Origin of the sequence: Roseobacter sp. HKCCD6576-2, assembly GCF_013179285.1 — a bacterium.
Taxonomy (GTDB): domain Bacteria; phylum Pseudomonadota; class Alphaproteobacteria; order Rhodobacterales; family Rhodobacteraceae; genus Rhodophyticola; species Rhodophyticola oceani.
The window spans coordinates 601412-627836 of record NZ_WVNW01000002.1; the positions used below are offsets into that span (position 1 = coordinate 601412).

Genomic DNA, 26425 nt, shown 5'->3' on the forward strand with positions numbered 1-26425 from the left:
TGTAGGCGAACCTCTGTGCTAGGGTCAACTAAGCTGGAGGGATCGTCCAGACTGAAAATCTCGGAGAGACAGCCGAGAAAACCACTGGAACGATGTCTATGCGATTGTAAAATAATGAGAATTGGCCAAACAATCTATCTTGACCATCAAGCAACGACACCTGTCGATTCTCGCGTATTTGCGAAAATGTCGCCTTTTTTCGCAGAGACGTTCGGAAATCCTCATTCCGCAGATCATGTGCTGGGATGGGAATCATTGCAGTCGGTTGAAACGGCGGCCGCGACAATTGGCGAATTAATTGGCGCGGACGGCGACGAAATCATCTTCACGTCCGGCGCTACCGAAGCAAATAATCTCGCCCTGCTTGGCCTTGGACGCCGCGCTACTGGCGACAGACGGCGTCGGGTCCTCATCGCAGCAACAGAGCATAAATGTGTCCTCGCGGCGAGCCGCGCCCTAAGAGAGCAACTTGGATATGAGGTGCAATATCTTCCGGTGGACGCGCAGGGTTTCGTCGATCTTATGGTCCTTGAAAAGGAGCTGTCAGAAGATGTCCTACTCGTCTCTATTGCTTTGGTAAACAACGAGATCGGTACGATTCAGGACATTCCAGCCATTTCAAAACTTGTTCGAAAGTCCGGTGCATTATTGCATTGCGATGGCGCGCAAGCGCCCGGCGCAATCGAAATGAGTGCGATCGGCACACTTGTAGATCTTCTAAGCCTCTCGGCTCATAAGATCTACGGTCCCAAAGGTATTGGTGCGCTATATGTCCGTCGTGATTTGCACGCTCATATCGAGCCACAGATTTATGGAGGAGGCCAGCAAGGCAACTTGCGCTCCGGTACGGTTCCGGTCCCTCTCTGTGTCGGAATGGCGGAAGCAGTTAGCTTGGTGAGCTTGACTAGTTCTGACTGTGAGCGCGGAGAGCTGAGAAGGCGAACTTCAGACTTTGTGGACCAATTGCATAACCTTTCGTGGCCGGTTCGCCTCAATGGTCCTGAAAGTAATCGTCGTCACCCAGGAAATGCCAACGTTCAGTTCAATGGATTCGAAGCAGCGGAAATCCTGCAATTTCTGCAGCCGCAGCTTGCCGCCTCAACCGGTTCAGCTTGTACATCGGGAATTCCAGAACCGTCACATGTATTGCGCGCCATCGGTCTCACAGGAGATCAGGCAAACTCATCTATTCGCTTCAGCATCGGGCGGCAAACAACCGATAGTGATATCAATGATGCCGTCAATCTTATCGAGCAAGCTCTAAGCCAGTGCAACTCCGAAATTAGGGTGTAGATTCTTACGTTTTACTGGAAAAATGACCAAATTATGGGCTGAATATTACTTCACTCAGCTCCTGTTCAGCTTTAATACGCGGGAATTTATAGGCGCCCTGGAGGCTTGATGACTGGCTGCAAGTAATGCGGGATGGGTCTATTGAATGGATCAAAACAAGATTCGAGAGATCAACGCGAGCCGAAGATTTAGAGTAACTACTCGCAACTATCTTCAAACAGCTCCAAACGACTACCATCCGTCAAAGCGGGGAGCTGCCTCAATGCCATCGAGACTTGGTTCGTCGGGATCGTCTTCGTCATCGACATGTCGACTTTGTATGTGCAAGCTGAAAGCGAGTTCCTCGACGCTAAACTCGTTGCTGAGCGTGTCCAACATCACCGAGCCGGCGGCTCGATAGCTCATAATCTGAATAAGCATCAGACATAATCTGATCTGCCATCGGAACAGTTCGGACTGCTCGTCTGCGGTGCGGTCTTCCGCATTCTTACCCCAATCCAATGGGTCTGGCACTTGAAGCCTTCCATGCACGAGCGCATTTCGAAACTGCCGAATATTCTCAGCCCCTAGTCCAATCCAGGAGCCTTTGACGATAGCACGTCGGGCGTCGTTCGTCGTCGAATCGAAAGCTACTGGTAAATGTTGGATGGCCTCTATGACTGTGCATCGGAGGCCTGAAAGCGGCTGGTGCCTTTCATCTGCCATCAGGCGTCTCGAAATTTCCTGACTCGTCGCAGATCTGGTTTTCTTACATAAATACTGGCCAAGGATCTCGTATGCGTGGAAAACCATTTCAAAAGTTAGACGGCCCGCCACAAACCGACCGACAACCTCACTCTTGGCCGACTCGAAATCAGAGGCTGGGCCACACCACATAGCATCCCCATGAATATCCGTGTCGATTTCCACGCCCTGCAGTGCTGCAGCCATGTGTATATTGGACCAGCAACCGCTCCAATGTTCGTCATCCGTGGTCGCGCCAAGCGTCCCGAAAAGACGGGCCAATCTGGTTAGATGGGCCCGCAGCGATACTAGCCCAACCCGCTTGTCGGTCTCCCCAAGCTCGTTGAAGAGCTTTAAGAAGGGCTCGCGTTGCAGCGTTTGCACGCTCTCAAGAAGTTTATGGTTCGCCTTAGCCACCTAATTCGAGCGCTTTTTCGGCCTCGACATGCTCAAACGCATCCACGTAGGTCCGCAGATCGTCCGGCGTTGCGCCTTCATCTCGCAGGGTTCGCTTCCAGTTGTTGGCGAGCGTCTCGGCCATCTGAAATGTCTGCTGCCTGGCATCGGTGGGTGCAAAGTCAAAAAACTCGCTTGCTTCAAGTGCAATCGCCATCGACGCATCGAACGGCCCACCCCGGATGATGCCAGTTTCCAAAACGCGGTGCCGGGAAGGCGATGGGTTGATGTCGAAAGCCGGTGACAAGCGCCAGCGATCGCCGCCAGCATAGATGAACCCATGGTTCTTCAGATGATCGTCCCTGTTCGATACCAGGATGGTGAAAACGATCCGTCGCCAGAGTTCGTGCAGGTCCTCGACCGGCTTGCTTGAAATCTGGCGGATGACATCGGCGATGTCGGTGTAGAACCCTCCGTCCTCGCTCTGCCAGTCCAGCGCGGTGCGCGCCGAGATATAAGGAATGCGCATGTCGCCGCGGCGGTCGAACCGTCGGATTAGCGCAATCGGACTGTCGCTGTCGCGCAGCTCAAGCCGGGCCTCGGCCACGCGCAGCCCGCACATGCGCGCCAGCTTCAGGGTCGCCACTTCGGCGCGCTCGACCGGTTTGGTGTCCTGTGCGGACGTGAATTTGGCGATCCAGAGATGCCCATTGCCTTCGACATTGGCTTTGGGCCGCGCACCGCCCAGCGATCCGGCGACACCGGCTAGATCACGCGCTTCTTCTTCCGCCCCGCCCGGATCCTGTTCGAAGCGTTGTGCGAGCGTGCGCAGGCGTTCCAGTTCGACAAGCCGGGGAATGGGCGGGATCAGATCGGACAGCGGCTGCATGTCCTCGCCCAGAAAGCGCAACGCTCCTTGCCGCGTGCGGTCGTCTGACAGGACGAGATAGTCAAACTCGCTGAGGCCGCCGCCCAAGGCCTTGGTCATAAGCGCGCGCCCCCAGGAATCTGGCGCCGCATCGGCAAAGCAGCCCGGTAACGCCGAGCGCTTGTCATCCTTCCCGGATGAAAAGTGGCTGCCCTCGCGCAGCGGCAGTCCCGGCGCGAGCGCGAAGCGATCCTCGGCCGCCAGCCACGCCGCATCATATTCGAACTGCGAATGCTGGCGACGCCCGTCGCTTTCAAAGCGCAGGCGCCCCACGATCCGTTTCCCTTCGCCAAGCGCGACGATGGCCTCGGGCATCAGAAACCGACCCCTTCCTCGTCATCGCCATCAGCGATCGGAGTAACCTTGTCCTGGCCTTTGCTCGACGACTTCGGCGTGCGCTTGCGATCAATGCGCTTGGGCAGGCTTTCCCGGTCGAGCAGCAATCCGGTGTCATCCGTGCCCGCGTCCAGGAAGTCTGAGATGCGGTCGATCTCGCCCAGGACGAGACACGCCATGGCGAGCGTGCCGATGCTCACGCCGTCATCGCCTTTCTCGAGCCGGGCCACCGTGCTTTCGGACACGCCGATCCGCTCCGCAAAGCCTTTCACGGAGATGCGCCGCTTCAAACGCGCCGTCTTGATATTTGCTCCCAGAGCCTCCAAGGCTCGGCGTGCGCTTACTGAGTTCACTTTAACCGCCATATCTGACGTCCAAACATTATTTAACCGTCAAATATGACTGATAGTGCAATTTCGCCCAATTGGCAAGGTGATTGGCGGATGAGCGGTCAGAGGCATTTCTGTCCGAAATCTGTCTACACGCTTCGGACAGCACCGCTGATTGGAAGCTTGTAGCCCGCAGATTGGGAGCGTCGGCTGGGAAGATCGATTCCACGCAGTCGATCTAATGGCGGGAATGATACCTTTCCTCCAACTCCGGGCCCTGTTGTAGGAGGTTTTGTATCAGTCAAGGCTTCAGACGGGCGTCTCCCTGCGGGCCGGGCTGTCGGCGAAGCGGAAGCCCCTGATGGGTCTTCCCCCTGACGGGCGTCCATCCCTGACGCGGCGCGCGGCGCGCCGGTGTGGCGCAAGGCCGCCATGTCATGCAAGGCGGCCAGAGCAAAAGGGCCACGGCTGTCGCCGTGACGGGTTGAAGGTCGAGAGAGAGGCTCTCGGGCCGCCCGTCATGGAGAACAAGCCATGACAGCAATCGAAATCACGAACGGCCGTCCCAAGAGCGGCGGCTACAAGGTGGATGTGTCCCGCGGCGGGCATAATGGGCGGGTATCGTCCGAATGGTTTTCCCGGCCCGACGACGAGAAGTATCTCTCGCTTTCGGAGCTCTACGCTTCGGTGAAGGGCCGGGCCGAGCGGAGCAAGACGCGAACCGTCGAGAGCGCGGCGATCCGCGTCGACGCCCATCGCGATGATCCGGAGAAGCTGGCGCTCGTCCTGCCGGACGCGGAGGCGCCCATCGCGCCGACCCATTGGAGCTTCGGCCAGCTCGCGAGCCTGGTGAGCGCCCCGGCGGCCTATCTGCGTCAGCTCCCGGCGCCGCTCGCTGGCATCAATCTGCAATATGGCCTGACCAACCACCGCGCCGAGCAGGTCAAGACGATGGAAGTCGCCAACGGGCGCACAGAACTTCGCGCTGTGACCGGCCCGGACTATGGCCGCATCTACGATCATGAACTCGTCTCGGCGGTCCAGCGCATCGCGGGCGACGGCGTTGGCGACACGCGCTGGAAGGTTCCGGGCGTGCTCGACTGGTCGACGGGCGTCTACAATCCGATGGTCGACGTCACCAAGGACACGACCACGCTCTACGCCTCGGACCGCGACGTCTTCCTGTTGCTGGTAGACGACAGGAATCCGATCGAGGCAGGCACGCTGCCCGACGGTTCGCCCGACCTGTTCTTCCGCGGCTTCTATTGCTGGAACTCGGAGGTCGGTGCGAAGACGCTCGGCATTGCGAGCTTCTATCTCCGCGCCGTGTGCCAGAACCGCAATCTCTGGGGCGTCGAGGACTTCCAGGAGATCACGATCCGGCATTCCAAATACGCCGCCAACCGCTTCGCCCACGAGGCGGCCCCGGCCTTGACCAGCTTCGCGGACTCCTCACCACAACCTTTCATCCGGGGCATCCGCGCGGCCCGCGAACGGATCGTCGCGCGCAGCGACGAGGACCGCACCGACTTCCTGCGGAAGCGCGGTTTCTCGAAGGCGGAGACAGCGAAAATCGTCGAGACCGTCCTCGCCGAGGAGGGGCGTCCGCCCGAGAGCGTGTTCGACTTCGTGCAGGGCATCACCGCCGTCGCGCGGTCGAAACCGCAGCAGGACGCGCGCCTCACCATGGAGAAGCGCTTGAGATGGGTGATCCTGGGTGCGTCTGCATGACGGTCCCGTTGTCGTTGGAACCGACGCAGATATCGAGTCTGACTCGCTAAGCGTTGTCATCCCGATCGATGACGACTGGCCCGTTCGAGTTGCCGCCGCGCATCGTCTGCGAACTCAATTGATCGGCAACACCGCAGACCCGCCATTGACCCGCCAGCGGCGCGAACGCCTCAAACGCGCGCTCCGAACCATCGACGGGAGGCGAGAGGGCGCAAGCTATCGGACCATCGCCAGTGCTTTTTTCGGCAGCCGCCGTGTGTCTCAAGAACCATGGAAAACAAGCTCGCTCAAGGCGCAGATCGCTCGTCTCGCCATGCACGGCCGCATGTTGATCAAGGACGGCTACCGCATGCTGCTCAACGGCAATTCAGGCCGATCGATTGCACGCCGAGATCGCTGAATCCTAGCTTAAGCAGCATTCATGCTTCGTTGAATGTGGTTCCAAAAACTGAAGAAGCGAATACCCAATGACGACAATGCGAACGCCGCTCCGGCTCTTCTCAACTATTGGGTTCGGCTTTCCGTCGGGCGATCACAGCCGTCAAAGACGGTAGAGCCGCACCGAAGAGTATCACAGCTATGCCAAGAAGTGCGACAGTGCCGATGGATGTCGCGAAGATGATCGCTGCGGCCAGCGCCCCAACGCCAGGACCTGCCGCAGATAACAAACCTAAAGCGGGTGTTGGCAAGAGCGAAAGCGCGAAGTTATAGGCGAAGTAGCTGGCTGCGGTCATGCCAAGCACCAAGTACAGGAAAGCCCCCGCATTCTCAGCGATGCTTGAAACATGGATGCTGGTCCCCGTTGCCAGCACGCCCAGCCATGCGACACAAGCCGCGCCCGTCACCTGCAATGGGGCGAGAACAAACCAGGGCAGGACAGCCCCGGTGTTCAGCGCGCGCCCCGCAATGACCGATCCGCTCGCGAGAACTAGACCCAAAATGCCGAGCAGGAAACCGAGTGGTTCGTTAGAGCCAGTCACGTCGCGCTCAGATACGAGGACGACAAGGCCCGCAAGACTGACTGCGATGCCAACCAACACGACCGGGCGCAACGCCTCTTTCAGCACGAGCCGCCCGCCAATGGCGACTAAGGCCGGGACCAATGCGAGCAGGAGCACGGCAGTCACACTGTCGAGCCAACCGCTTGCCGCGGTATAGACGATCATAAAACTGCCAGGGTGCAGAACGCCCAAGCCAAAGCCCTTCAGCATACTTGCGCGCGAGACACTGGCCTTCGGAAAGGCGAAGTACCGGATGGCCCAAAGAACGACAGCGCCACCCGTCATCTGCACGGCCACAATCAGGAAAGGACTAAATGAGGCTACGAGCCATTTTTGGACGACCACTCCGACCGGCCCGACGCTGAACGAAAACAAGGCCGCAATAACCGCGAGGCGCGGACCAGCAAGGAAGTCGGGAGAAATGGTCATAGCGTGCTTTCATATTCGCAACTTCTTCAGTTGCGAATATGCGATCTATCTTGGAAGCGTGACTTCCGCAACTGAAAAAGTTACACTTTGGTCATGAAACGGAATTCCAGACTGTCCCTCGCATTGCACGCGCTCGGCCACATGGCGGCAGAGCCACGCCAGCCGCGGACTTCGACAGAGATCGCCGAACACAACCAAACCAATCCGGTGTTCGTGCGGCGCGTCCTTGGGCTTTTGCGGGAAGCTGGTCTTCTCGTATCCGAGAAAGGCCCGCGTGGAGGCTGGTTGTTGGCGCACGCGCCGGAAGATATCAGCCTTACGGATGTGTACCTGGCGCTTGGAGAGCGCTTTATGCGGCCGGACCCGGACGGCACCGACAATCCGCCCCAATGCCTTGTAGAACGTGAACTTCGTACCGAAGTGGATGCCGCACTTTCCGCAGCAGAAGCCACGCTTACGGACCATCTTTCGCGTGTGCCGATTTCCAGGCTTGGAGCTGTCTTGCGCAGGCCATGACCTAAAACGAAGCTACGTCCCGACCGCAACATCTTTCAGGCCGGGGGCCCAAACGGTCGCTGGTTCGAAACACGACGGTTTGGATCGCCATTTCTTGTCCGCGTCGTCTCCAAGTCGTCAGGAGTGACGATTCCGCCGCTCCCAACTCGTCATCCCCTCAACGGATACTTCTCCGCTTTTCTTGCCTCCAACAGGTCGCCGCAACCCGTGGCGCTCGCCAACCGTTGGAGGTGCACTCATGCCAGATCCCAATGCCGGCCTTCCCCCGCGCTATCTCAGAACCCCCGAAGCTGCCCGCTTTCTCGGCCTTTCCGGCCGAACGCTGGAGAAACACCGCACCTACGGCACCGGGCCGCGCTATTCGAAGATCGGCGGACGCGTTGTTTACGCCGTTGAGGATTTGCAGGCCTGGGTCGGTCGCGGCGAAAAGACGTCCACCTCTGACGACACCGGTGATGAGGTTCTGCCCGCTAAGAGGCATGCGGCCATCGCGCCGGCCTATGCGGACAAGACGCACAGATGACCGGCCGAGCCACCGTCGATCTGACGTGGATCGAAGGCCGGATCGAGCGCTGGATCCGCTTCGGCCGCATCACTCAAGAGACAATTCACAGCCGCAGCCGGAGCACCGTCGGTTTCGATCCGGAAAGCGTCTTCGCCTTCGTGCGGTGGTCGTCGAACGACTATGGCACGGTCGAAAGCCGGATCGACATCCTGCGTGCCGTCAGCCCAGGCGAGCCTTATTCGACCGTCCCGCATGTCACCCCCGGCGGGGAAATCCTCCTGCGCCTCACCGGATGGCCGAAAGTCGAGCCGGCGCTCAACGCCATCGATCAAGTTGAAGCGCTCGGGATCGCTCCCGAGGACGCCTGTCCGGACCATTGGCGACACGTCCACAATCGCCTGACCGGCGCTTTCAAACCACGTCCTTACACAAAGCTCAGACATGGTGCCTGGCTGATGCGACGGGACGTCGGCAGATGATCCGTTCCCCCCGCATTCTCTTCACCACGGTCATCGGCCTCGCCCTGATCGGCGCTTCCGTTGTGGTCAGAAACTGTCCACTCGTGCTCTGGAATCCTTCTCCGAGCGTTCCGATAGGTTTCTACATCGTGACGCCGATCGACACCTTGGATGTTGGCGCATTGGTCGCCGTCCGGCCACCAAAGGCGCTTGAATCCTGGTTGATCGAGAACCGCTATCTCGGTCGCGACACGCCACTGTTGAAGCGCATTGCCGCGCTGCCCGGGGCAGAGGTTTGCCGTGACGGGAGCAGCATCCGCATAGACGTCAAGGCCGTCGCCGAGGCGCACGAGCGCGACCGGCTCGGCCGTCCGCTGCCCGTCTGGGCAGGCTGCCGCATCCTCAACGACGGCGAGATCTTCCTCCTCAACGCGGATCATCGGGCCAGCCTCGACGGCCGCTATTTCGGGCCTATCGGTGCGGAAACAATTCTCGGCCAGGCGACCCCGATCTGGATTCGGGAAGGCTGAGCCATGCCGCTTCCTCTTCTTTCCGGCCATCGCCTGCACGTTGCCACGATCACCACCATCGCGCTCTCAATGCTGCTCACAAGCACGCCATCCATGGCTCAAAGCGAGCCGCTTACCCCGCGCGTCACGGACATCACCGTAGCATTCTCCCAGGCGTCGCTTGACGCGATCATTGCCGAGGCGTCACAGCGTTTCGGGATTCCCGAGCGCTGGATACGTGCCGTGATGCAGGCAGAAAGCGCGGGCGATCCGGGCGCCGTCAGCGAGGCTGGTGCGATGGGCCTGATGCAGATCATGCCCGGCACTTGGGACGAACTTGCCACTGCCCATGGTCTCGGCGACGACCCGTTCGACCCGCGAGACAATATCATGGCCGGCACCGCCTACCTGCGCGCCATGTACAACCGCTTTGGGTCACCCGGCTTCCTCGCCGCCTATAATGCGGGGCCGGGGCGCTACGCCGAACACCTCTCGACCGGTCGCCCCTTGCCGCGCGAGACGCGCGCCTATGTGGCCCGCCTCGCGCCGCTTATTGAGCGGCCGGATGCAGGGCGTGTGCAGGACAACGGGCCTCCGATCGTCTCCGATTGGCGTGTAGCACCGCTCTTCATTGAGCAGTTCGGCGACGCTGCAACAACAGCTTCACCACCCAATCAAGAGACGGTCGGCACCCCCTCCGAAAGCACATCGCGTGCCGACGACGAAGGACCTACGCAACCTCCGAACGCACTGTTCATTGGTCCCCAAGCGGAGGTTTCACCGTGAAATCCTGTGTCGCACTAAGGAATGCTCCGGTGCGGACCAGCGCGTGTTTACGTGGAGTGCGGGGATCGGAGAGCCGACCAACGGCTGGAGGGCGAGATAAAAGGCCGCGCGCCAATTGGCGCTACGGCGTTGTTGTTGTTGATGTTTTTACCCACCCTGCGAAGGACCGCAGTGCCGCGCACATCGCTTACCTACTGATTTTCCAGCACTTTCACCGTGCCACCTGTTTTCTAGGGCGGCGAACGCCATGAGCAATCGCGATAACGACCTGCGCATTCGGCCGGGGCGCATCCGCGATCGCGGGACGCGCGGCCAGCAGGCGAAGAGCTTCGTCAACCAAGTCATGCGCGCGGCCAAGAAGGCCGGGCACACCGGTTATCGTTTCTCCGGCCCCAGGCAGCACGGGCGCAGTTCACGCTTCGGACGCGGCCGCTTCGTCAAGGCGACGCGCGGGCTCTCACGCACACAGCGGCGCGTCGTCATCAAGGCGCGGATCGTCCGGCATCGCGGACAGAGGTTCCGGTCGGCGCCGCTGGCGAAGCACATTGACTATCTGAAGCGCGAGGGTGTCACCCGAGACGGGCGTAATGCGACCATGTTCGACCGCGACGGCGACACCGCCGACGAGCGGGCTTTCGCTTCGGCCTGCGAAGACGACCGCCACCATTTCCGCTTCATCGTCTCGCCCGAGGACGCTGGATCGATGGAGGACGTCCGCGCCTTCACGCGCGATCTCATGGCCCAGGCAGAGCGCGACGTCGGGACCAAGCTTGATTGGATCGCGGTCAATCATTGGAACACCGACAATCCGCATATCCACGTTCTCGTGCGCGGCAAGGCGGACGATGACAAGGATCTCGTCATCTCACGCGATTACATCAGCCGCGGTTTCCGCTCCCGCGCCGAGGAATTGGTGACGCTGGAGCTTGGGCCACGGTCGGCGCGTGAGATCGCCGCCGGGCTCGACGCCGAGATGAAGGCCGAGCGCTGGACCGGCCTTGACCAAGCCTTGCGCAGCCTCGCCGACGACAATGCCGGGGTCGCCGATCTGCGGCCTGGATCGCCGGAACCGCGAGACCCCGAAATGCGCCGACGGCTGATCAGCCGAGCCCAAACGCTGGAGCGTCTGGGTGTCGCGGACAAATTGGCTCCTGCTGTCTGGACGCTGAAGCCGGGCGTCGAAGACACGTTGCGCGAACTCGCCATACGTGGCGACATCATCAAGACCATGCACCGGGCGATGGGCGCCGGGGTCGAGCGGCCTCTTACTGACTTCGCGATCCAAGCCGAGCTTTCCGAGCCGATCCTCGGCCGGCTGGTCGATCGCGGCCTTCATAACGAGTTGAAGGGAGAGGCCTATGCCGTCATCGACGGGGTCGACGGCCGCGTCCATCATCTGCGCATTTCCGATCTGGAGAGGACGGGCGACACACCCGTCGGCGGCATTGTCGAAACACGAAACTGGATCGCGCGCGACGGTGGCCGTCAGCGCCTTTCGCTGGTTGGGCGATCCGATTTCTCGCTCGCAGCGCAGGTTACCGCCGACGGGGCCACTTGGCTTGATCGCTTGCAGCTTGCGCGCAACCGGGCGCCGCTGAGCGAAGGAGGCTTCGGCGCCGAGGTGTCCACGGCGCTGAAACGGCGGGCTGATCATTTGCTGGCGGACGGTCTCGCCACCCGCAAGGGCGACCGTATCAACTTCGCCCGCGACCTCCTCAAAACGTTGCGCGAGCGGGAACTGGCGACCGTCGCCGCAAGGCTCGAAGCCGAGACCGGATTGAAACGTCACCAAAGCGGTGAAGGCGACACGGTCGCCGGCGTATACCGCCAGCGCCTCGATCTCGCCTCGGGCCGCTTCGCCATGCTCGACAACGGTTTGGGCTTCGAACTCGTCCCCTGGAAGCCGCAGCTCGAAAAACATCTTGGCCAGAGCGTGACCGGGACCATCACGCCGGGCGGTGGTGTTGACTGGTCGCTCGGCCGCAAGCGCGGGCTAGCCATCTGAGCCGCCGAGAAAAGAGGCCTTCATGACAAAACGCGATCCGCAATCACCCGCCACGACAATCCTCTGGGGACAGATATTGATCGTCGCCTTGGTCGCCGTGCTTTTCGTCTGGACGGCAACCCAGTGGACAGCGTGGCGGCTCGGCTTCCAACCCGAGCTCGGCGAACCATGGTTCTCGCTTTTCGGTTGGCCTGTTTACGTACCGCCCGCCTTCTTCTGGTGGTGGTATTGGTACGACGCTTATGCGCCACGCGTCTTCGTCGAAGGCGCGATCATTGCCGGCGCGGGCGGCATCGTCTCCATCCTTGTCGCCATCTTCCTGTCGATCCTCCGCGCCCGCGAAGCGAGCGACATCACCACCTACGGCTCTGCGCGCTGGGCCGAGACGAAGGACGTGGCAGCGGCCAGCCTTTTGAAGCCGGACGGCGTGATCCTCGGGCGGTTCGAAAGGAACTATCTGCGTCACGACGGTCCAGAGCATGTGCTCTGCTTCGCGCCCACGCGGTCGGGCAAAGGCGTCGGGCTGGTCGTGCCCTCGCTCCTGACCTGGCCGGGCTCAGCGATCGTCCACGACATCAAGGGCGAGAACTGGCAGCTCACGGCCGGCTGGCGGTCGCGTTTCAGCCGCGTGCTGCTCTTCGATCCGACCAATGCCGACAGCGCCGCCTACAATCCACTGCTCGAAGTCCGGCGCGGTGACAGCGAAGTGCGCGACGTCCAGAACGTCGCCGACATCCTGGTCGATCCCGAAGGTCTGCTCGAACGCCGGAACCATTGGGAAAAGACCAGTCATGCGCTCCTGGTCGGCGCGATCCTCCACGTCCTCTACGCGGAGGCGGACAAGACGCTCGCTGACGTCGCCGCCTTCCTTTCCGATCCCCGTCGACCGATCGAGGCGACGCTAACCGCGATGATGAAGACGCCGCATCTGGGCGACCGGCCGCATCCGGTCGTCGCCCAGGCGAGGGTTCGCGTCGTGCCCAACCCGCTCATTCGCCAGGGTGCGGCGAAAGATCGGTATCAGTCACCTTGGCCGTCGCAGACTGCATTTGCGCGGGCTTGTGCACAGCCACGCCGACCATGACGAGGACCACGCCCAGGACATCCACGGCGCTCGGTATCTGGCGCAGGACGATCACGCCGATGATCGTGGCAGTCGCGGGCAAGAGAGCGAGCAGAAACGCAAAGCTGGCGCGTGGCAGACGGGCCATCGCGAGCTGATCGCAGACATAGGGGATGACGGACGAACAGATGCCGACGCCGATGCCTGCCAGCACTAGCAGAGGCGCGCCGAAGGCGTCGAGGGCTTGCAGGAAGCCGATGGGCATGACGAAGATGAAGGCTGCCGTCATGGCAGCGCCCAAACGTTCCACACCGCCCGATGCGCCACCTTCGGAAATCTTGTGGCCGAGGATGATGTAGAGAACGAACAGCGCCCCATTCAGGACCGCCCAGAACAGGCCAAGAAGGTCAGAAGTCAGCTCAGGACCATCTGCTGCCAGAAGCGACGGCACGTCAATCAGAAGGGCCACACCTATGATGGCCAAGGCGAAGGCCAGATAGTTGCGCCCGGTGCGAAGGCCCCAGAGGGCGATACCGATGGTGCCGACAAACTCGATGGCAGCGACCAGCGAGATCGGCAACCGGTCCAATGCCAAATAGAAAGAACTGTTCATCACCGCGAGGCAGCCGCCAAGCGCGAGAAGAAGAAGGCACTCGCGGGGTGTTGATTTCTTGAAGGTACGCAAAGGCTTCGTGATGGGAGCGAAAACCAAAGCTGCCGACGCGATACGGAACCACGCGACACCAAGCACGCCGACGACAGGGAACAACAGGACCGCGAAAGCCGGGCCGAGATAGTGAAAAACGGCGGAGACGCCGAACCATGCGTGCGGAGGAACGGCCTCGGACAGGCGCGACATGGCTCCCGAGGCGTTCGCGAGAGCGGGGTTTGCGTGATCTTGATCTGGCATACATCCATAATGCAAGGCAGAATAGCACTTCGATATGGAGATCAGCTATGTCAAAAACTGAACTAGACGCAAAAAAGAAGGATCGATCTATCGATAGCCTTCGATCCGAAGAAAGTGGCCTCGACAAGATCGACGCAGCGATTCTTCGCGAGCTTTGCGCGGATGCCCGCATTCCTCGTGCCGAGTTGTCCCGCCGAGTGGGTCTATCCGCCCCAAGCGTGGCAGACCGTGTGCGGCGCCTTGAGGATGTCGGCATCATCACCGGATACGGCGCTCGCATTGACCCGGCCCGCCTTGGCTACGGACTGACGATCCTGATCCGTGCGCGTCCGCTGCCAGGTGAGATGAAGAACATGATTGAAGCGATCCAGGAGACGCCACAGATTGTCGCTTGTGATCGTGTATCCGGCGAGGATTGCTTCGTTGCGCGGGCACATGTCCGCGACGTGGCCGAGATGGAGGCCGTGATCGATCGGATCGTGCCGTTCGGTGCGACGAACTCGTCTGTTGTTCAGTCGTCACCGGTCGAAGAGCGTTTGGTCGAGCTCTAGTACTGGGTCTGAGAGCGGACCCTAATCAAATGGCAGCAAAGCCCGCTAAGCCGACCTCTATGCCACCGATCCGCCGAACTCCTGTCCTTCCGCGCCACGGCACTACTACGCCTTCACGTCTGTTGATCATCGCCCAATAGCGGTCTTCTTAGTTGACCCCGAAGCAACTGCGGGGCCGCGAATGACCGTCCAACCTTTCAGAACAGAAGCGATCAAGCGCGGCTCCCGCATGCTTCGCACCGCGCTGGGGCCGCATGTTGGCGCCTGGCTCGATGACCCGGCTGTTGTCGAGATCATGCTCAACCCGGACGGCTGTCTTTGGCTGGACCGTCTAAAAGAAGGTCTCGCGGACACTGGCGAGCGACTGGCGCCCGCCGACGGTGAACGGATCGTCCGGCTGGTCGCACACCATGTCGGCGCCGAGGTGCATGCCGGCAACCCGCGTGTCTCCGCCGAACTGCCCGAGACGGGAGAGCGGTTCGAGGGCCTGTTGCCGCCGGTCGTCGCGGGACCGGCCTTCGCGATCCGCAAGCCCGCAGTCGCGGTGTTCACCCTCGACGATTATGTCGCTGCCGGGATCATGACCGGCGCCGAAGCGGACGCGCTTCGCATCGCGGTCGCCGAACGCCGAAACATTCTGGTCGCCGGCGGCACATCCACCGGCAAGACGACGCTGACCAACGCGCTGCTCGCCGAAGTCGCCAAATCCTCCGACCGGGTCGTCCTCATTGAAGACACGCGCGAACTGCAATGCCTGACGCCCAATCTTGTCGCGCTGCGCACCAAGGACGGTGTCGCGACACTCTCCGACCTCGTGCGCTCATCGCTCCGGCTGCGGCCAGACCGCATCCCCATCGGCGAGGTGCGCGGATCGGAAGCGCTGGATCTCCTTAAGGCCTGGGGCACTGGTCATCCGGGCGGCGTCGGGACGATCCATGCCGGCTCCGCCGTCGGCGCGCTGCGCCGTCTCGAACAACTCATCCAGGAAGCCGTGGTCACCGTTCCCCGTGCGTTGATCGCCGAGACCATCGACCTCGTCGCCGTGCTCGCAGGCCGGGGCGCCGACCGGCGCCTCGCCGAACTCGCCCGCGTCACCGGCCTCGACACCCAAGGCGATTACGCCCTCAACCCCGCAGAAGGAGACATTCCGTGACCAGACTATCCATCCTCACTCCACGCTGGCCAATATATACGGCGACCTTCGCGCTCGGCGTCTTTCTGGCCGCCGGTCCCGCCTATGCGGCCGGCTCCGGCATGCCTTGGGAGGAGCCGCTGCAAGCGATCCTCGAATCTATCGAAGGGCCGGTCGCCAAGATCGTCGCGGTGATCATCATTATCATCACCGGGCTGACGCTCGCCTTCGGCGATTCCAGCGGCGGTTTTCGGCGGTTAGTGCAGATCGTGTTCGGCATCTCGATCGCATTTGCGGCGTCTTCTTTCTTCCTGACCTTTTTCGACTTCGGCGGCGGAGCGCTCATCTGATGGAGCCCGGCGAGGACATCCCCGGCTTCTACGCTCCCGTCCACCGCGCGCTGATCGAGCCGATCCTGCTCGGCGGAGCGCCTCGGGCGATCGCCATCGCCAATGGCACACTGGCGGCCGCCGTCGGTCTGGGCCTTCGGCTCTGGATCGTCGGCCTGTTGCTCTGGCTGGTCGGGCATCTCCTGGCGGTCTGGGCTGCCAAGCGTGACCCGGACATCGTCGACGTCACGCGCCGGCATCTCCGGTTTCCGACCTGGTTCGAGGTGTGAGCCGATGATGCGCCTCGCCGAATATCGCTCCAAAGCGTCCAAGCTCGCCGACTTCCTGCCCTGGGTCGCACTGATCGCGCCCGGCGTCGTGCTTAACAAGGATGGCAGCCTTCAGCGCACGGCGCGGTTTCGCGGACCAGACCTGGATTCAGCGACACCGGCCGAGTTGGTCGCGACCGCAGGGCGCCTCAACAGCGCCTTCCGGCGGCTCGGCTCAGGCTGGGCGGTTTTCGTCGAAGCGCAACGGCTCCCCGCCCGAGACTATCCGCTCTCAGAGTTTCCCGATCCGGTCTCGGCCCTGGTCGACGCCGAACGCCGCGCGCAGTTTGAAGAGGCCGGGTCGCATTTCGAGAGCGCCTATTTCCTGACGCTGGTCTGGATGCCGCCGGCGGACGATGCGAGCCGCGCCGAGCGCTGGCTCTATGAGGGCGCCGAAGACGGCGGCGCCGACCCGCGCGAGCATCTGATCAGCTTCGTCACCCGAACAGACAGCCTCCTGGGCCTACTCGACGGCTTCATGCCGGAAGCAAACTGGCTCTCCGACGGGGAGATGCTGACCTATCTGCATTCGACGATCTCGACGCGGCGCCAGCGCGTGCGCGTTCCCGAGACGCCCATGTATCTCGACGCGCTGCTCGCCGATTGCAATCTCGTCGGCGGCCTGGCCCCTCGATTGGGGGACTCGCATCTCAAGACGCTGACGATCACTGGGTTTCCGACTGCGACCTGGCCTGGCTTACTCGACGAACTCAACGGTCAGGCGTTCGAGTATCGCTGGGCAACCCGCGCCATCTGCCTCGACAAGACCGACGCCGCCAAGCTCTTCACCCGCATCCGCCGGCAATGGTTCGCCAAGAGAAAGGGCATCGCCGCGATCCTCAAGGAGGTGATGACCAACGAAGCCTCCACGCTGATGGACAGTGACGCCGCCAACAAGGCTGCCGACGCCGACGAGGCGTTGCAGGAACTTGGTGCCGACCTTGCAGGCGCGGCCTATGTCACCGCCACTGTGACGGTCTGGGACGAGGATGAGCGCCGCGCCGAAGCTAAGCTGAAAGCCGTCGAAAAGATCGTTCAGGGTCGTGATTTCACCTGTATGGCGGAGACCCTGAACGCGGTCGAAGCCTGGCTCGGGTCGCTGCCCGGCCACTTCTACGCCAATGTTCGCCAGCCGCCGATCTCGACCCTGAACCTCGCCCACATGATCCCGTTGTCTGCCGTTTGGGCCGGGCCCGCGCGCAACGATCATCTCGACGGTCCACCGCTGTTCTTCGCTGACACGGAAGGCTCGACGCCGTTCCGGTTCTCCACCCATGTCGGCGATGTCGGCCATACGCTGGCCATCGGGCCAACCGGCACGGGCAAGAGCGTCCTATTGGCGCTGATGGCGTTACAGTTCCGCCGTTACGACCAAGCCCAAGTTTTTGCCTTCGACTTCGGCGGCTCTATCCGCTGCGCGACCCTCGCCATAGGTGGCGATTTCGAGGATCTGGCGGGCGCTCTGTTGGACCCGGAGGACGCAGTCTCGCTGCAGCCGCTCGCGCGGATCGACGATGCCGCCGAGCGAAGCTGGGCGCAGGACTGGCTCGCCGGTCTGCTCGGGCGAGAAGGCGTCGCAATCGATCCGACCGCCAAGGATCATCTTTGGTCAGCGCTGACCTCGCTCGCCTCCGCGCCGGTCGAAGAGCGCACGCTCACCGGCCTGTCCGTGCTCCTGCAATCGCAGGACCTCAAACGCGCGCTGCAACCCTATTGCATCGGCGGCCCCTTCGGCCGGTTGCTTGACGCCGAGCATGAAGCGTTGGGGGTCGGCGCGCGTGCAGGCGCGCAACTGGCGGCTCATGGCCTTCTGCTGTCTCGCGCTCTCCGGCGGCCTTGCGGGCGCGCTGGCCTGGCAATCGACCCAAGGCACAATCGTGCCTTACGTTGTCGAGGTGGACGAACTCGGACAGGCCCAGGCCGTGGCGCCCGCGACCGCGGACTATCGGCCGACCGATCCGCAAATCGCCTTCCACCTGGCCCGCTTCATCGAGAATGTCCGGCAGGTCCCGGCCGATCCGATCGTGCTGCGCCAGAGCTGGCTGCGCGCCTACGACTTCACCACCGACCGCGGCGCCCTGGCGCTGAACGACTACGCTCGCGTCAACGATCCCTTTGCACGGGTCGGCGACACGCAGGTCTCCGTCGAGGTTTCCAGCGTCATCCGCGCCTCAGACAACAGCTTCCGCATCGCCTGGATCGAGCGCCGTTACCAGAACGGCCAGCTCGCAGCGACCGAACGCTGGACGGCGATCCTCACCATCGCGGTCCAGCCGCCCCGAGACGCCGAAGGGCTGCGCAGCAATCCCCTCGGCATTTTCGTTCACGCCATCAACTGGTCACGGGAGAGCGCCCAATGAACAACAAGATCCTTCACTCTGCCGTCCTACCGGCCATCCTTCTTTCGGCAACGGCGCTATCCGGGTGTTCCACATTCCGTCCGCCCCAGATCGAGTATGACGAGCCGCCGATCGAGGCGACGCTTCTGCCTGAACCCGCCCGTCCGGTCGAGGTGGTCGAGCGGCCCGTGCCGTTACCGCTTCCCGGACAGCTTATGTCGGTGGAAGACGGCGGTCCACTACCCGAAGCCGGCGAGCCGCCCGAGTGGATCGAAGAGGCCAACGCCGCCGCCCGCATCGAACCCGTCAGCGACGGCTTCATCAATGCCGTCCAGCTCTATCCCTACAGCGCCGGCGCGCTCTATCAGGTCTATTCGTCGCCCGGACAGGTCACGGACATCGCCTTACAGCCCGGCGAAAGCCTCGTCGGCAATGGTCCGATCGCAGCCGGCGACACAGCGCGCTGGATCATCGGCGACACGATTAGCGGTTCGGGCGACACGCAGCGCACGCATATCCTCGTCAAGCCGACCCGACCCGACATCGTCACCAATCTCGTCATCAACACCGACCGGCGGACCTATCATCTTGAGTTAAGAGCCCATCCGAGCGCCTATATGGCGTCGGTCTCCTGGCGCTACCCGGAAGACGAACTGATCGCGCTGCGCCGAAACAACCGGGACGCCGAAACCACGCTGCCGATCGGCCGCGACATCACCCTCGACAGTCTCCGGTTCCGCTACCGCATCGAAGGCGATCGGCCGCCCTGGCGCCCGCGCCGCGCCTTCGACGACAGGAGGCAGGTCTTCATCGAGTTCCCGCGCGGCATTGGCCAGGGCGAGATGCCGCCGCTCTTCATCATCGGGCCGGAAGGCGAAGGCCAACTCGTCAACTACCGCATCCGCCGCAACTACATCATCGTCGACCGGCTGTTCGCTGCCGCCGAGCTGCGGCTTGGCGATCGTCAGCAGGTGGTGCGCATCGTCCGCACCGATGGGGTCAGGCGCACGCCAGACCGCCATGAAGTCCGGGGCGAGTCATGAGCGACCCACAAGACGGCCGGGAGGAAAAGGAGGTCCGGCCGCGTCCGCGCCCGGAGGCGGAGATCGCCGCGGAGTTGCGCCTGCGGCCCGATCCGCCGCGCGTGATGCGGCTGTCGCGCAAGACCCTCGGCATCCTCGCCGCCGTCGGCGGACTGGCGCTCGGCGCAGTCCTCATCGTCGCCTTGCAGGACGCCGAACGCGGCGAAGGGCCGACGGAATTGTTCAACACCGATCGTGTGCCGACCGCCGACGAGCTTCTGTCGCTGCCCGAGGATTACAGCCAGGTTCCGCAACTCGGTCCGCCGCTGCCTGGCGAACTCGGGCGTCCGGTTCTCGCGGCGCGGGAGCGCGGCGAGCCCGTCCCGGCGGCGCCGGTCGCCCCGGGCCCGACCATGGATCCGGAAGAACAGATGCGTTTGCAGGAGCAAGAGGCGGCGCGGCTCAGCACCCTGTTCCATGATTCCAGCACGGCCCAGGATGGAAGCACACTCGACATCGCCACCCCGACGGGTCCGCGGATCGATCCGCAGACCGTGTTTCCGGCGGTCGCGCAGCCCGCGCCGGAACCGGACGCGGTGGACCAGAGACAGGCGTTTCTCGACGAGCCCGTCGACCGGCGCACGACAAGCGGCGAACGTCTCACCGATCCGGTGAGCCCTTATGTGCTGCAAGCCGGCGCGGTGATCCCCGCCGCGCTGGTGACCGGCCTGCGCTCCGATCTGCCCGGCCAGATTACTGCCCAGGTGACACAGCACATCTATGACAGCCCGACCGGGCGCTTCTTGCTGGTTCCCCAAGGTGCGCGGCTCATCGGCGAGTATGACAGCCGCGTCGCCTTCGGCCAGCGCCGCGTGCTCCTGGTCTGGAACAGGCTGATCCTGCCGAATGGCCGGTCGATCGTGCTGGAACGCCAGCCCGGCGCCGACGAGGCCGGTTACGCCGGGCTCGAAGACGGCGTCGACTATCACTGGGGCCAGCTCTTCCGCGCCGCGGGTCTCGCGACCATCCTCAACATCGGTCTCGAATTCGGTCAGGACGATGACAACGAGATCGCCGAAGCGATACGGGATGGCGCGCAGGACACGGTCGGCCGCGCCGGTGACGAGATCGTGCGGCGCCAACTCACCGTGCCGCCGACGCTGACCATCCGGCCCGGTTTCCCAGTCCGTGTGATGGTCACCCGCGACCTGATCCTCGAACCCTATGAGAGTTGAGCCATGACGAAACTGAAGCTCGGACCCATTCCCGACGACAAGCCCGTAAAGGTGGCGCTGGAACTGCCCGCCGACGTCCACCGCGATCTCGTTGCTTATGCCGATGCGCTCGCCCGAGAGACCGGCCAGACTCTCGAACCAGCGAAGCTGATCGCACCCATGCTGGCGCGGTTCATGGCAACGGATCGGGCCTTTGCGAAGCAGCGCCGTCAGAAGCCGCCTTCCTCGCGTGGACCCGCGCCAGGCTCACAAACCGCCTAAGCGCCGGATTGTCGTTCTCCGGGCGCCACAACAACGAAAATGGAACTCGCTCATCGGGCTGTCCTATGGGTCGAAAAGCGACGCCGGGGTAAGCGACTCCGCACCAATGGTCTGCAACCAAGCTCAAGCCTAAGCCTAAGCCGACGAGATTCATGATTCCCTCGCGACAGCACCGGTGCCGAGTCACGTTTGGAGTATGGCCGAGCTTCGCTAATCGACCGATAAGGTAATCATGTATCTCTGGTCCGGGCTCAGTGGCGCTGACGACGAAACGTTCCTGCCGCACGTCGCTCCAAGACAGCCGAACCTGAGACGCCAACCGGTGCGATTCTGGCAAGGCTATGTGGATCGGTTCTCGGGTCAGAACGAAACTGTCGCCAACATCGCCAACGAACGCGCCAGACGCCAAGACGACGTCGAGCCGGCGATGGCTTAGCAGAGTAAGAAGTTCGCCACGTTCGGCTTCAATGATCGACAGATCGACTTCAGAGTGCTGTGCAATGAAGTCGGCACTAAGCTCTCGGATAAGACCCTGGGAAAGCGAGGCGATCAGTCCGAGACTTAGATGACCCCGTCCTGCGGAACCCGCCGCAAGAGCCGCTTGGATGGCTTCATCCAATTCTTGGACCAAAGGCCTAACCCGATTTGCGAACTGCCAACCGGCGCCTGTGAGGCGAGCGCCAGCGGGGCGTCGCTCAAAGAGAGACACGCCAAGCATGTCTTCAAGCTTCTGTAAGCGCCGAGATACTGCTGACTGACCAATCCCCAGAAACTGACTTCCCTTTCGAAAGCTCCCAAGTTCGGCGACCGTCAGCATGACCCGAAGGTCATAGAACTCCATGCGCTGCAAACAGGGAACGGGCGCACGGTCGGTCATGCTAGCCTTTGTCGAAGCCGGATGGGCAATCGATGAGATAGCGCCAGCTTCCGTCGGATTGGCGGCGTAGCACTTCCAGGCTACGGCCTTCCAGCGTCTCGCCTCCATCGCCTGGGTCGAGCCACCAATCGGCGCCGGACAGGGCGATGTCGCCCACGATCACTGCAAGGCGCGCCGAGGAGGTCATGACGCCGCCGGACTCCAGCATGTCTTTGAGCGCTGACTTGATGGCGGCGATGCCCTGATGCTTCGCGCCCGCCTCGTCGATCAGAACGGCTTCGTCCTCGTAAAGCGCGGCCATGGCGTCGAGATCGCGGGCATTGAAGGCGGCCGCGAGCGCAGGGCTCATGTCCTCCGGTGTCTGGACGGATGTCATGGGGTGTCCTCGTCGGTTGGGGAGAGAATGTCGCGCTGGCGTATCAGCAGCGCGGCGAGCACTGCGCATAAGATCGCCACCGTGCCGAGACCCATGAGCACCAAGCGCAGCGCCGCTGCCGAGGTTTCGGTCGCCAGGGCGGTGAAGGCTCGGGCATCGGCATCCGGCACGAGCGCGGCGGCACCGGCAATGTCGGCGCGCGCCACCAGCCGGGCGGCGTCCTCGCCGATGCCTGGAACGACAGCTTGCAACTGACTGAGCGTCAGTGTGACCATGATCGCGCCGGCGGCGATGATGGCGACCGTCTCGGTCGACAGCCGCATGGTGTGCAGCATGCCGGCTGCCACGCCGCTCTTTCCGGGCGGCGCAGTGCTGACGGCGAGATTGTCATTGACCGCGTGTACGATCCCGACACCGGAGCCAGCAAGCGCCATGCCGATGAAGACGGTCAGATTGGGCGCGCCGGGCGTCAGCGTGGACTGTAGCAGCGTGCCGACGCCGAGCATGGCGAGCCCCGCCGCTGCGATCAGCCGGAAGGAGAGGAATCCGGCCAGCCATCCCGCCAGGAACGGCGCGAAGAAGGAGGGCAACGTGAGCGGCAGAAGCGCCAAGCCGGACTGCATCGGGCCTAAACCGCCGAGCCCCTGAAGGTAGAACGGCAGGTAGAACAGGAGCGTGATGAAGGCGAAGGACACACCGACCGGCAGGACCACCTGCGCGGCGGTGAAGGTCGGCGTCTTGAACAGCGCAAGGTCGAAGGACGGAACGGCCTTGCGTGCCTCCACGACCAGAAAGCCCCCGATCAGCAAGAGCGAGACCGCCATCAGGCCGAGCATCGCCGGAGCGGCCCAACCCCAATCGGGGGCCAGGATCAGGGCGCAGATAAAACCGAACAGCCCCAGTGAAAAGAAACCGAGACCGAGCCAGTCGACGGGCGGCGCATCTGCATCACGGGATTCCTCCGCACCGATGGTCGCCAGCAGGATCACGGCGGCGATCGGCACATTGATGAAGAACACCCAACGCCAGTCGAGCCATTCGATCAGCATGCCGCCGATCAGCGGGCCAATGGCGGTGCCCAGGCCGAAAGATGCGCCGAAGGCCCCGAACGCGACGGCACGGGCGCGGCCTTGGAAGCCATGGGCGATCAGCGCCGAACAGGCTGGCATGATCATCGCCGCGCCGAGCCCCTGCAGGGCGCGCCAGGTGTTGAGCGTCTCCATGCTGGCCGAGAGGCCGGCAAAGAGCGCGAACAGTGCGAACAAGACATTGCCGACAATGAACAGCTTGAGCCGCCCATATCGATCGGCCAACACGCCGGAGATCAGCAACAGCGCTGCGAACGGCACATTGTAGGCGCCGATCAGAAATTGCAGTTCAGCGAAGCTGGCATCGAGCGATCGGCCGATGGGATCGAGCGCGACGCCGATGATGGTCAGATCGATGGTCAGCGACACCGCCGCGACGCAAACGCTGAACAGGATCAGCCCACCTCGCCACATACCTGCGCGCTGTTCCACCGGTTCAAGCACCATCTGCATCATCCTTGCTTTCCGCTCTTGGATGCAGATAGTTCATTGAAAGCGTGCTTTGTGCTGAAATCGGCGGTGATGAGATGAGATCAGTTCATGCCAGAAACAAATGATCGCCTTCCCTCAATCAATGGTTTGCAGGCTTTCGAAGCGGCCGCGCGGCACTTGAGCTTCGCGCGCGCAGCGGACGAGCTCGGCCTGACGCCGACAGCGATCAGCCATCGCATCCGCAATCTGGAGGCGGAGCTGGGTGTCGTGCTGTTCAGGCGCGGCCACCGCTCAGTCACGCTGACCGAGGAAGGCGCACGGATCGCGCACGATCTTTCGGAGAGCTTCGATTGCCTGAAGATGTCGGTCGCCAAGCTGCGCCAGTGCGGCGCAGAGCATCTGACGCTGCTGGTGCCGCCATCTTTTGCGAGCCTTTGGCTGTTGCCGCGCCTGCCGAAGTTTCGTGAGCGCTTCCCAGACGTACACCTGACGCTCACTCCTACCGATGCGCCGGATATGGAGCGGAACGGCGCCGATGCGGCGATCGTCTTCGGCTGTAGCACCGATCAAACCCTCAAGACCGACTGCCTGTTTGAGAACCGGCTCGTCGCGGTGGGCAGTCCAGCGTTTCTCGAGCGATATGCTGTGCTCGGCGATGCCGCGGCCGTCACCAACGCGCCGCTCCTGCATGTGACCGACGGATCGGTTCAGCCGCCAATGCCCGGCTGGCAGGACTGGCTACGCGCCGCCGGAGTGAGCCAGCTCGGCGCGCTCAACGGCATACAGTTCGGCGCCTGCCACTTGGCGATTGAAGCGGCACGGCACGGCCACGGCCTCGCCCTCGGCGTCAGCACGCTCGTTGTAGACGACATCCAAGCCGGCGTACTCGCCGCCCCCTTCGAGCGCGCGCTGCCGATCCCTCAAACCTATGCGCTGACCTACCCGCCCGAACACGCGACCCGGCCAGCGCTTCGCAGCTTCCGCTCCTGGCTGCTGGGCTATGCGCAGAAACAAGTGTCGTTGACCCGCCTGAACGCTCGCGGTCGCGCTGTGACAAACGGAGCCGAGCCAGCCCTTCGGCGTTGACGGGACACAGAGATCCTGCAGGTTTGAACAATGATTGAACTGCATGAAGGCGTCCCCACACCGAAAGACTATCTGGCGCTTTGTGCTGCCGCCGGGCTGTCGGCGCCGCACGAGTCGGTCGTCGCGGCCGGCTTGACCAACTCCCTTTATGGTGTGACCGCCCATCACCATCAGGAGGACCTGATCGGCATGGCACGCATCGTCGGCGACGGTGCCATCTTCTTCGAGATCGTCGACGTTGCGGTGCGTCCGGAGTTTCAGGACCAGGGTGTCGGCCGTCGATTGATGCGGGATGTGCTCGACTGGCTTGCACAACACGCCCATTCGACGGCGTTCGTCACCCTGCACGCCAATGCAGGGTCGGAGCCGTTCTATCGGTCGTTGGGCTTTCAATGTCGTGAGGCCGATGAGCCCGCGATGTTCCACCCTGACTGGAACCGGATGGAAACACGTGCGTGAGAAGCCGCAGGCGTCATTCGGAGTCGCAGGCATCGGGGCATCATTTTTTCAAATGATGACTTCATCATTCGGTCGCGTTGAGGGCTGACCATGAGAATTCGCATAGCTGAAGAAAAAGACGCCGAAGCGGCCTGCCATGCCCTTCGCCAATCCATCGAGAAACTGTGCGTCGCAGACCATGAAAATGATGCTGAGACCCTCGACCAATGGTTGGCCAACAAAACGCCAGACAACGTCAGAACCTGGATCGACGCGCCCGATGTCACCGTGATGGTGGCCGAACAGGATGGGGCGATCGTCGGCGTCGGCGCGGTCTCGACAAGCGGTGATATCCTGTTGAATTACGTGTCGCCTCAGGCCCGGTTCCAGGGCGTGAGTAAGGCTGTGCTCACGGCCATGGAAGAGCATCTGCGTCAGAAGGGACACGACCGAAGCAGGCTGGAAAGCACCCGCACCGCGCATCGGTTCTATCGAGCTGCGGGCTATCAGGATGTGGGTGAAGCAAAGATACGCGGAATTCGGAGCAGCCAGCCCATGGTGAAGACGCTCTAAGCATCGTCCGGTCGGCTTTGCCCAGCCGCAATGCCCAGAGACCAAGCCGCTTCCCAGTAGAACATGCAAACTCCAAAGCGCGATCTGTAATCGACACTGGACATGTGAGTACCGGCTCCGCTCGACCGCGATCGATGCCAAGATAGCTTCAATCATTTTGTGGGCTTCAAACCGCTTAAGCCGACAAGCGCTTAGATAGTTGACCGTTAGCGTGTGAGCGTCGGGCAATTGAGCGCAACTTCGAAGTTTTGAGCATTAGGGCGCATCGGGCGGTCGCTCTATCGTAGTGCTATGGCGAAGGAATAGTTCGTGTTATCGACTCGCGTGGCCCGCCATACTCCTATGCCCGTCTCTGTACGATATCGCGCGCGATGGCTTGTCTTTGCAGTACGACTTGGTGACAGGTTTATGTGTACAAGATATCATCTGATTGCTTTGG

At 62.3% G+C, this 26425-nt stretch carries 27 protein-coding genes and 3 pseudogenes; 22 read left to right on the plus strand and 8 right to left on the minus strand.

Going from position 1 to position 26425, the window contains the following annotated elements:
* The first annotated feature begins 114 nt into the window (after window positions 1-114).
* Window positions 115-1293, plus strand: a complete 1179-nt coding sequence (locus GTF44_RS09970) for a cysteine desulfurase family protein (protein ID WP_171559699.1) — start codon at window positions 115-117, stop codon at window positions 1291-1293.
* Between the two features lie 231 nt (window positions 1294-1524).
* On the opposite strand, the gene GTF44_RS09975 is transcribed toward GTF44_RS09970, so the two are convergent.
* The 3 genes from GTF44_RS09975 to GTF44_RS09985 are packed head-to-tail and all read right to left on the minus strand — an operon-like array spanning window position 1525 to window position 4041.
* Entirely contained in the window at window positions 1525-2433 is a 909-nt protein-coding gene (locus GTF44_RS09975; protein ID WP_171559697.1) for a hypothetical protein, read from the minus strand.
* Entirely contained in the window at window positions 2426-3655 is a 1230-nt protein-coding gene (locus GTF44_RS09980; RefSeq protein ID WP_171559695.1) for a type II toxin-antitoxin system HipA family toxin, read from the minus strand. Before GTF44_RS09980 ends, GTF44_RS09975 begins: the two co-directional genes overlap by 8 nt.
* Window positions 3655-4041: a helix-turn-helix domain-containing protein gene (locus tag GTF44_RS09985; RefSeq protein WP_171567784.1), complete on the minus strand. Its 387-nt coding sequence runs from the start codon at window positions 4039-4041 to the stop codon at window positions 3655-3657. Before GTF44_RS09985 ends, GTF44_RS09980 begins: the two co-directional genes overlap by 1 nt.
* Before the next feature lie 498 nt (window positions 4042-4539).
* Here GTF44_RS09985 and GTF44_RS09990 point away from each other — a divergent pair, with 498 nt between their 5' ends.
* Together GTF44_RS09990 and GTF44_RS09995 are read left to right on the plus strand one after the other, a co-directional pair.
* The gene (locus tag GTF44_RS09990; RefSeq protein ID WP_171559693.1) at window positions 4540-5736 is read left to right on the plus strand and encodes a DUF932 domain-containing protein; all 1197 of its coding nucleotides are present in this window, start codon (window positions 4540-4542) and stop codon (window positions 5734-5736) included.
* The gene (locus GTF44_RS09995) at window positions 5723-6136 is read left to right on the plus strand and encodes a DUF2285 domain-containing protein (protein ID WP_171559692.1); all 414 of its coding nucleotides are present in this window, start codon (window positions 5723-5725) and stop codon (window positions 6134-6136) included. The genes GTF44_RS09990 and GTF44_RS09995 overlap by 14 nt, the downstream gene beginning before the upstream one ends.
* Window positions 6137-6236: 100 nt before the next feature.
* Here GTF44_RS09995 and GTF44_RS10000 read toward each other — a convergent pair whose 3' ends face one another.
* Window positions 6237-7166, minus strand: a complete 930-nt coding sequence (locus GTF44_RS10000; protein ID WP_171559691.1) for a DMT family transporter — start codon at window positions 7164-7166, stop codon at window positions 6237-6239.
* A gap of 93 nt (window positions 7167-7259) precedes the next feature.
* On the opposite strand from GTF44_RS10000, the gene GTF44_RS10005 reads away from it, so the two are divergent.
* The 7 genes and pseudogenes from GTF44_RS10005 to GTF44_RS10035 all read left to right on the plus strand — a co-directional run.
* Complete coding sequence (locus GTF44_RS10005; RefSeq protein ID WP_171559690.1) at window positions 7260-7682, plus strand: Rrf2 family transcriptional regulator; 423 nt, start codon at window positions 7260-7262, stop codon at window positions 7680-7682.
* Window positions 7683-7920: 238 nt separating this feature from the next.
* Window positions 7921-8205 carry an AlpA family transcriptional regulator gene (locus GTF44_RS10010; protein WP_171559687.1) on the plus strand — a complete coding sequence of 95 codons (285 nt, stop codon included), beginning with the start codon at window positions 7921-7923 and terminating at the stop codon, window positions 8203-8205.
* Entirely contained in the window at window positions 8202-8666 is a 465-nt protein-coding gene (locus GTF44_RS10015; protein ID WP_171559686.1) for a DUF2840 domain-containing protein, read from the plus strand. Before GTF44_RS10010 ends, GTF44_RS10015 begins: the two co-directional genes overlap by 4 nt.
* The gene (locus GTF44_RS10020) at window positions 8663-9175 is read left to right on the plus strand and encodes a S26 family signal peptidase (protein ID WP_171559684.1); all 513 of its coding nucleotides are present in this window, start codon (window positions 8663-8665) and stop codon (window positions 9173-9175) included. Before GTF44_RS10015 ends, GTF44_RS10020 begins: the two co-directional genes overlap by 4 nt.
* A 3-nt stretch (window positions 9176-9178) precedes the next feature.
* A complete protein-coding gene (locus GTF44_RS10025) occupies window positions 9179-9940 on the plus strand; it encodes a lytic transglycosylase domain-containing protein (RefSeq protein ID WP_216364978.1) in 762 nt (253 codons plus the stop codon).
* A gap of 247 nt (window positions 9941-10187) precedes the next feature.
* Window positions 10188-11945 (plus strand): DUF3363 domain-containing protein, encoded by a 1758-nt coding sequence (locus GTF44_RS10030; protein ID WP_171559680.1) that lies wholly within the window; start codon window positions 10188-10190, stop codon window positions 11943-11945.
* A gap of 22 nt (window positions 11946-11967) precedes the next feature.
* Window positions 11968-12903: pseudogene (locus GTF44_RS10035) on the plus strand (type IV secretory system conjugative DNA transfer family protein); the annotation flags it as partial.
* A gap of 31 nt (window positions 12904-12934) precedes the next feature.
* Here the strand turns inward: GTF44_RS10035 and GTF44_RS10040 are convergent.
* Window positions 12935-13867 (minus strand): DMT family transporter, encoded by a 933-nt coding sequence (locus GTF44_RS10040; protein ID WP_171559677.1) that lies wholly within the window; start codon window positions 13865-13867, stop codon window positions 12935-12937.
* A gap of 98 nt (window positions 13868-13965) precedes the next feature.
* Between GTF44_RS10040 and GTF44_RS10045 the strand changes: the two genes are divergently transcribed.
* The 9 genes and pseudogenes from GTF44_RS10045 to GTF44_RS10085 all read left to right on the plus strand — a co-directional run bounded on the left by GTF44_RS10045 (window position 13966) and on the right by GTF44_RS10085 (window position 21116).
* Window positions 13966-14469, plus strand: coding sequence for an Lrp/AsnC family transcriptional regulator (locus tag GTF44_RS10045; RefSeq protein ID WP_171559673.1), 504 nt, complete (start codon window positions 13966-13968; stop codon window positions 14467-14469).
* A 181-nt stretch (window positions 14470-14650) separates the two neighbouring features.
* A complete protein-coding gene (gene trbB / locus GTF44_RS10050) occupies window positions 14651-15622 on the plus strand; it encodes a P-type conjugative transfer ATPase TrbB (RefSeq protein WP_171559671.1) in 972 nt (323 codons plus the stop codon).
* Between the two features lie 32 nt (window positions 15623-15654).
* The gene (locus GTF44_RS10055; RefSeq protein ID WP_367383377.1) at window positions 15655-15951 is read left to right on the plus strand and encodes a TrbC/VirB2 family protein; all 297 of its coding nucleotides are present in this window, start codon (window positions 15655-15657) and stop codon (window positions 15949-15951) included.
* Window positions 15951-16220 (plus strand): VirB3 family type IV secretion system protein, encoded by a 270-nt coding sequence (locus tag GTF44_RS10060; RefSeq protein ID WP_171559665.1) that lies wholly within the window; start codon window positions 15951-15953, stop codon window positions 16218-16220. The genes GTF44_RS10055 and GTF44_RS10060 overlap by 1 nt, the downstream gene beginning before the upstream one ends.
* Before the next feature lie 4 nt (window positions 16221-16224).
* Window positions 16225-18027, plus strand: a pseudogene (gene trbE, locus GTF44_RS10065) (conjugal transfer protein TrbE); the annotation flags it as partial.
* Window positions 18020-18619: pseudogene (gene trbF, locus GTF44_RS10070) on the plus strand (conjugal transfer protein TrbF); the annotation flags it as partial. The pseudogenes trbE and trbF, both read left to right, overlap by 8 nt.
* A complete protein-coding gene (gene trbG / locus GTF44_RS10075) occupies window positions 18616-19641 on the plus strand; it encodes a P-type conjugative transfer protein TrbG (protein ID WP_171559877.1) in 1026 nt (341 codons plus the stop codon). The pseudogene trbF and the gene trbG, both read left to right, overlap by 4 nt.
* The gene (locus GTF44_RS10080; RefSeq protein WP_171559662.1) at window positions 19638-20855 is read left to right on the plus strand and encodes a TrbI/VirB10 family protein; all 1218 of its coding nucleotides are present in this window, start codon (window positions 19638-19640) and stop codon (window positions 20853-20855) included. Before trbG ends, GTF44_RS10080 begins: the two co-directional genes overlap by 4 nt.
* 3 nt (window positions 20856-20858) lie before the next feature.
* The gene (locus tag GTF44_RS10085; protein WP_171559659.1) at window positions 20859-21116 is read left to right on the plus strand and encodes a DUF2274 domain-containing protein; all 258 of its coding nucleotides are present in this window, start codon (window positions 20859-20861) and stop codon (window positions 21114-21116) included.
* On the opposite strand, the gene GTF44_RS22535 is transcribed toward GTF44_RS10085, so the two are convergent.
* From GTF44_RS22535 to GTF44_RS10100, 3 genes are read right to left on the minus strand one after another with little or no spacing between them, the layout of a single operon-like run.
* The gene (locus tag GTF44_RS22535; protein ID WP_367383454.1) at window positions 21028-22101 is read right to left on the minus strand and encodes a LysR family transcriptional regulator; all 1074 of its coding nucleotides are present in this window, start codon (window positions 22099-22101) and stop codon (window positions 21028-21030) included. The two genes, GTF44_RS10085 and GTF44_RS22535, sit on opposite strands and share 89 nt — an antisense overlap.
* The gene (locus GTF44_RS10095; RefSeq protein ID WP_171559655.1) at window positions 21995-22369 is read right to left on the minus strand and encodes a nuclear transport factor 2 family protein; all 375 of its coding nucleotides are present in this window, start codon (window positions 22367-22369) and stop codon (window positions 21995-21997) included. Before GTF44_RS10095 ends, GTF44_RS22535 begins: the two co-directional genes overlap by 107 nt.
* The gene (locus GTF44_RS10100) at window positions 22366-23913 is read right to left on the minus strand and encodes an MFS transporter (protein ID WP_171559653.1); all 1548 of its coding nucleotides are present in this window, start codon (window positions 23911-23913) and stop codon (window positions 22366-22368) included. Before GTF44_RS10100 ends, GTF44_RS10095 begins: the two co-directional genes overlap by 4 nt.
* 84 nt (window positions 23914-23997) lie before the next feature.
* Between GTF44_RS10100 and GTF44_RS10105 the strand changes: the two genes are divergently transcribed.
* The 3 genes from GTF44_RS10105 (at window position 23998) to GTF44_RS10115 (ending at window position 25986) form a co-directional block, all read left to right on the plus strand.
* The gene (locus GTF44_RS10105) at window positions 23998-24975 is read left to right on the plus strand and encodes a LysR substrate-binding domain-containing protein (RefSeq protein ID WP_171559651.1); all 978 of its coding nucleotides are present in this window, start codon (window positions 23998-24000) and stop codon (window positions 24973-24975) included.
* A gap of 30 nt (window positions 24976-25005) precedes the next feature.
* On the plus strand, window positions 25006-25434 hold the full coding sequence (locus GTF44_RS10110) for a GNAT family N-acetyltransferase (protein WP_171559649.1): 429 nt from the start codon (window positions 25006-25008) through the stop codon (window positions 25432-25434).
* 90 nt (window positions 25435-25524) lie between these two features.
* Window positions 25525-25986, plus strand: a complete 462-nt coding sequence (locus GTF44_RS10115; protein ID WP_171559648.1) for a GNAT family N-acetyltransferase — start codon at window positions 25525-25527, stop codon at window positions 25984-25986.
* Window positions 25987-26425: the final 439 nt, after the last annotated feature.

Bases quoted from the DNA above. Each gene is read 5' to 3' on its own strand.
- GTF44_RS09970 (WP_171559699.1), top strand. From the start codon at position 115: ATGAGAATTGGCCAAACAATCTATCTTGACCATCAAGCAACGACACCT.
- GTF44_RS09980 (WP_171559695.1), bottom strand. From the start codon at position 3,655: ATGCCCGAGGCCATCGTCGCGCTTGGCGAAGGGAAACGGATCGTGGGG.
- GTF44_RS09985 (WP_171567784.1), bottom strand. From the start codon at position 4,041: ATGGCGGTTAAAGTGAACTCAGTAAGCGCACGCCGAGCCTTGGAGGCT.
- GTF44_RS09990 (WP_171559693.1), top strand. From the start codon at position 4,540: ATGACAGCAATCGAAATCACGAACGGCCGTCCCAAGAGCGGCGGCTAC.
- GTF44_RS10000 (WP_171559691.1), bottom strand. From the start codon at position 7,166: ATGACCATTTCTCCCGACTTCCTTGCTGGTCCGCGCCTCGCGGTTATT.
- GTF44_RS10005 (WP_171559690.1), top strand. From the start codon at position 7,260: ATGAAACGGAATTCCAGACTGTCCCTCGCATTGCACGCGCTCGGCCAC.
- GTF44_RS10010 (WP_171559687.1), top strand. From the start codon at position 7,921: ATGCCAGATCCCAATGCCGGCCTTCCCCCGCGCTATCTCAGAACCCCC.
- GTF44_RS10015 (WP_171559686.1), top strand. From the start codon at position 8,202: ATGACCGGCCGAGCCACCGTCGATCTGACGTGGATCGAAGGCCGGATC.
- GTF44_RS10020 (WP_171559684.1), top strand. From the start codon at position 8,663: ATGATCCGTTCCCCCCGCATTCTCTTCACCACGGTCATCGGCCTCGCC.
- GTF44_RS10025 (WP_216364978.1), top strand. From the start codon at position 9,179: ATGCCGCTTCCTCTTCTTTCCGGCCATCGCCTGCACGTTGCCACGATC.
- GTF44_RS10030 (WP_171559680.1), top strand. From the start codon at position 10,188: ATGAGCAATCGCGATAACGACCTGCGCATTCGGCCGGGGCGCATCCGC.
- GTF44_RS10040 (WP_171559677.1), bottom strand. From the start codon at position 13,867: ATGTCGCGCCTGTCCGAGGCCGTTCCTCCGCACGCATGGTTCGGCGTC.
- GTF44_RS10045 (WP_171559673.1), top strand. From the start codon at position 13,966: ATGTCAAAAACTGAACTAGACGCAAAAAAGAAGGATCGATCTATCGAT.
- trbB (WP_171559671.1), top strand. From the start codon at position 14,651: ATGACCGTCCAACCTTTCAGAACAGAAGCGATCAAGCGCGGCTCCCGC.
- GTF44_RS10060 (WP_171559665.1), top strand. From the start codon at position 15,951: ATGGAGCCCGGCGAGGACATCCCCGGCTTCTACGCTCCCGTCCACCGC.
- trbG (WP_171559877.1), top strand. From the start codon at position 18,616: ATGAACAACAAGATCCTTCACTCTGCCGTCCTACCGGCCATCCTTCTT.
- GTF44_RS10080 (WP_171559662.1), top strand. From the start codon at position 19,638: ATGAGCGACCCACAAGACGGCCGGGAGGAAAAGGAGGTCCGGCCGCGT.
- GTF44_RS10085 (WP_171559659.1), top strand. From the start codon at position 20,859: ATGACGAAACTGAAGCTCGGACCCATTCCCGACGACAAGCCCGTAAAG.
- GTF44_RS22535 (WP_367383454.1), bottom strand. From the start codon at position 22,101: ATGGAGGCGAGACGCTGGAAGGCCGTAGCCTGGAAGTGCTACGCCGCC.
- GTF44_RS10095 (WP_171559655.1), bottom strand. From the start codon at position 22,369: ATGACATCCGTCCAGACACCGGAGGACATGAGCCCTGCGCTCGCGGCC.
- GTF44_RS10100 (WP_171559653.1), bottom strand. From the start codon at position 23,913: ATGATGCAGATGGTGCTTGAACCGGTGGAACAGCGCGCAGGTATGTGG.
- GTF44_RS10105 (WP_171559651.1), top strand. From the start codon at position 23,998: ATGCCAGAAACAAATGATCGCCTTCCCTCAATCAATGGTTTGCAGGCT.
- GTF44_RS10110 (WP_171559649.1), top strand. From the start codon at position 25,006: ATGATTGAACTGCATGAAGGCGTCCCCACACCGAAAGACTATCTGGCG.
- GTF44_RS10115 (WP_171559648.1), top strand. From the start codon at position 25,525: ATGAGAATTCGCATAGCTGAAGAAAAAGACGCCGAAGCGGCCTGCCAT.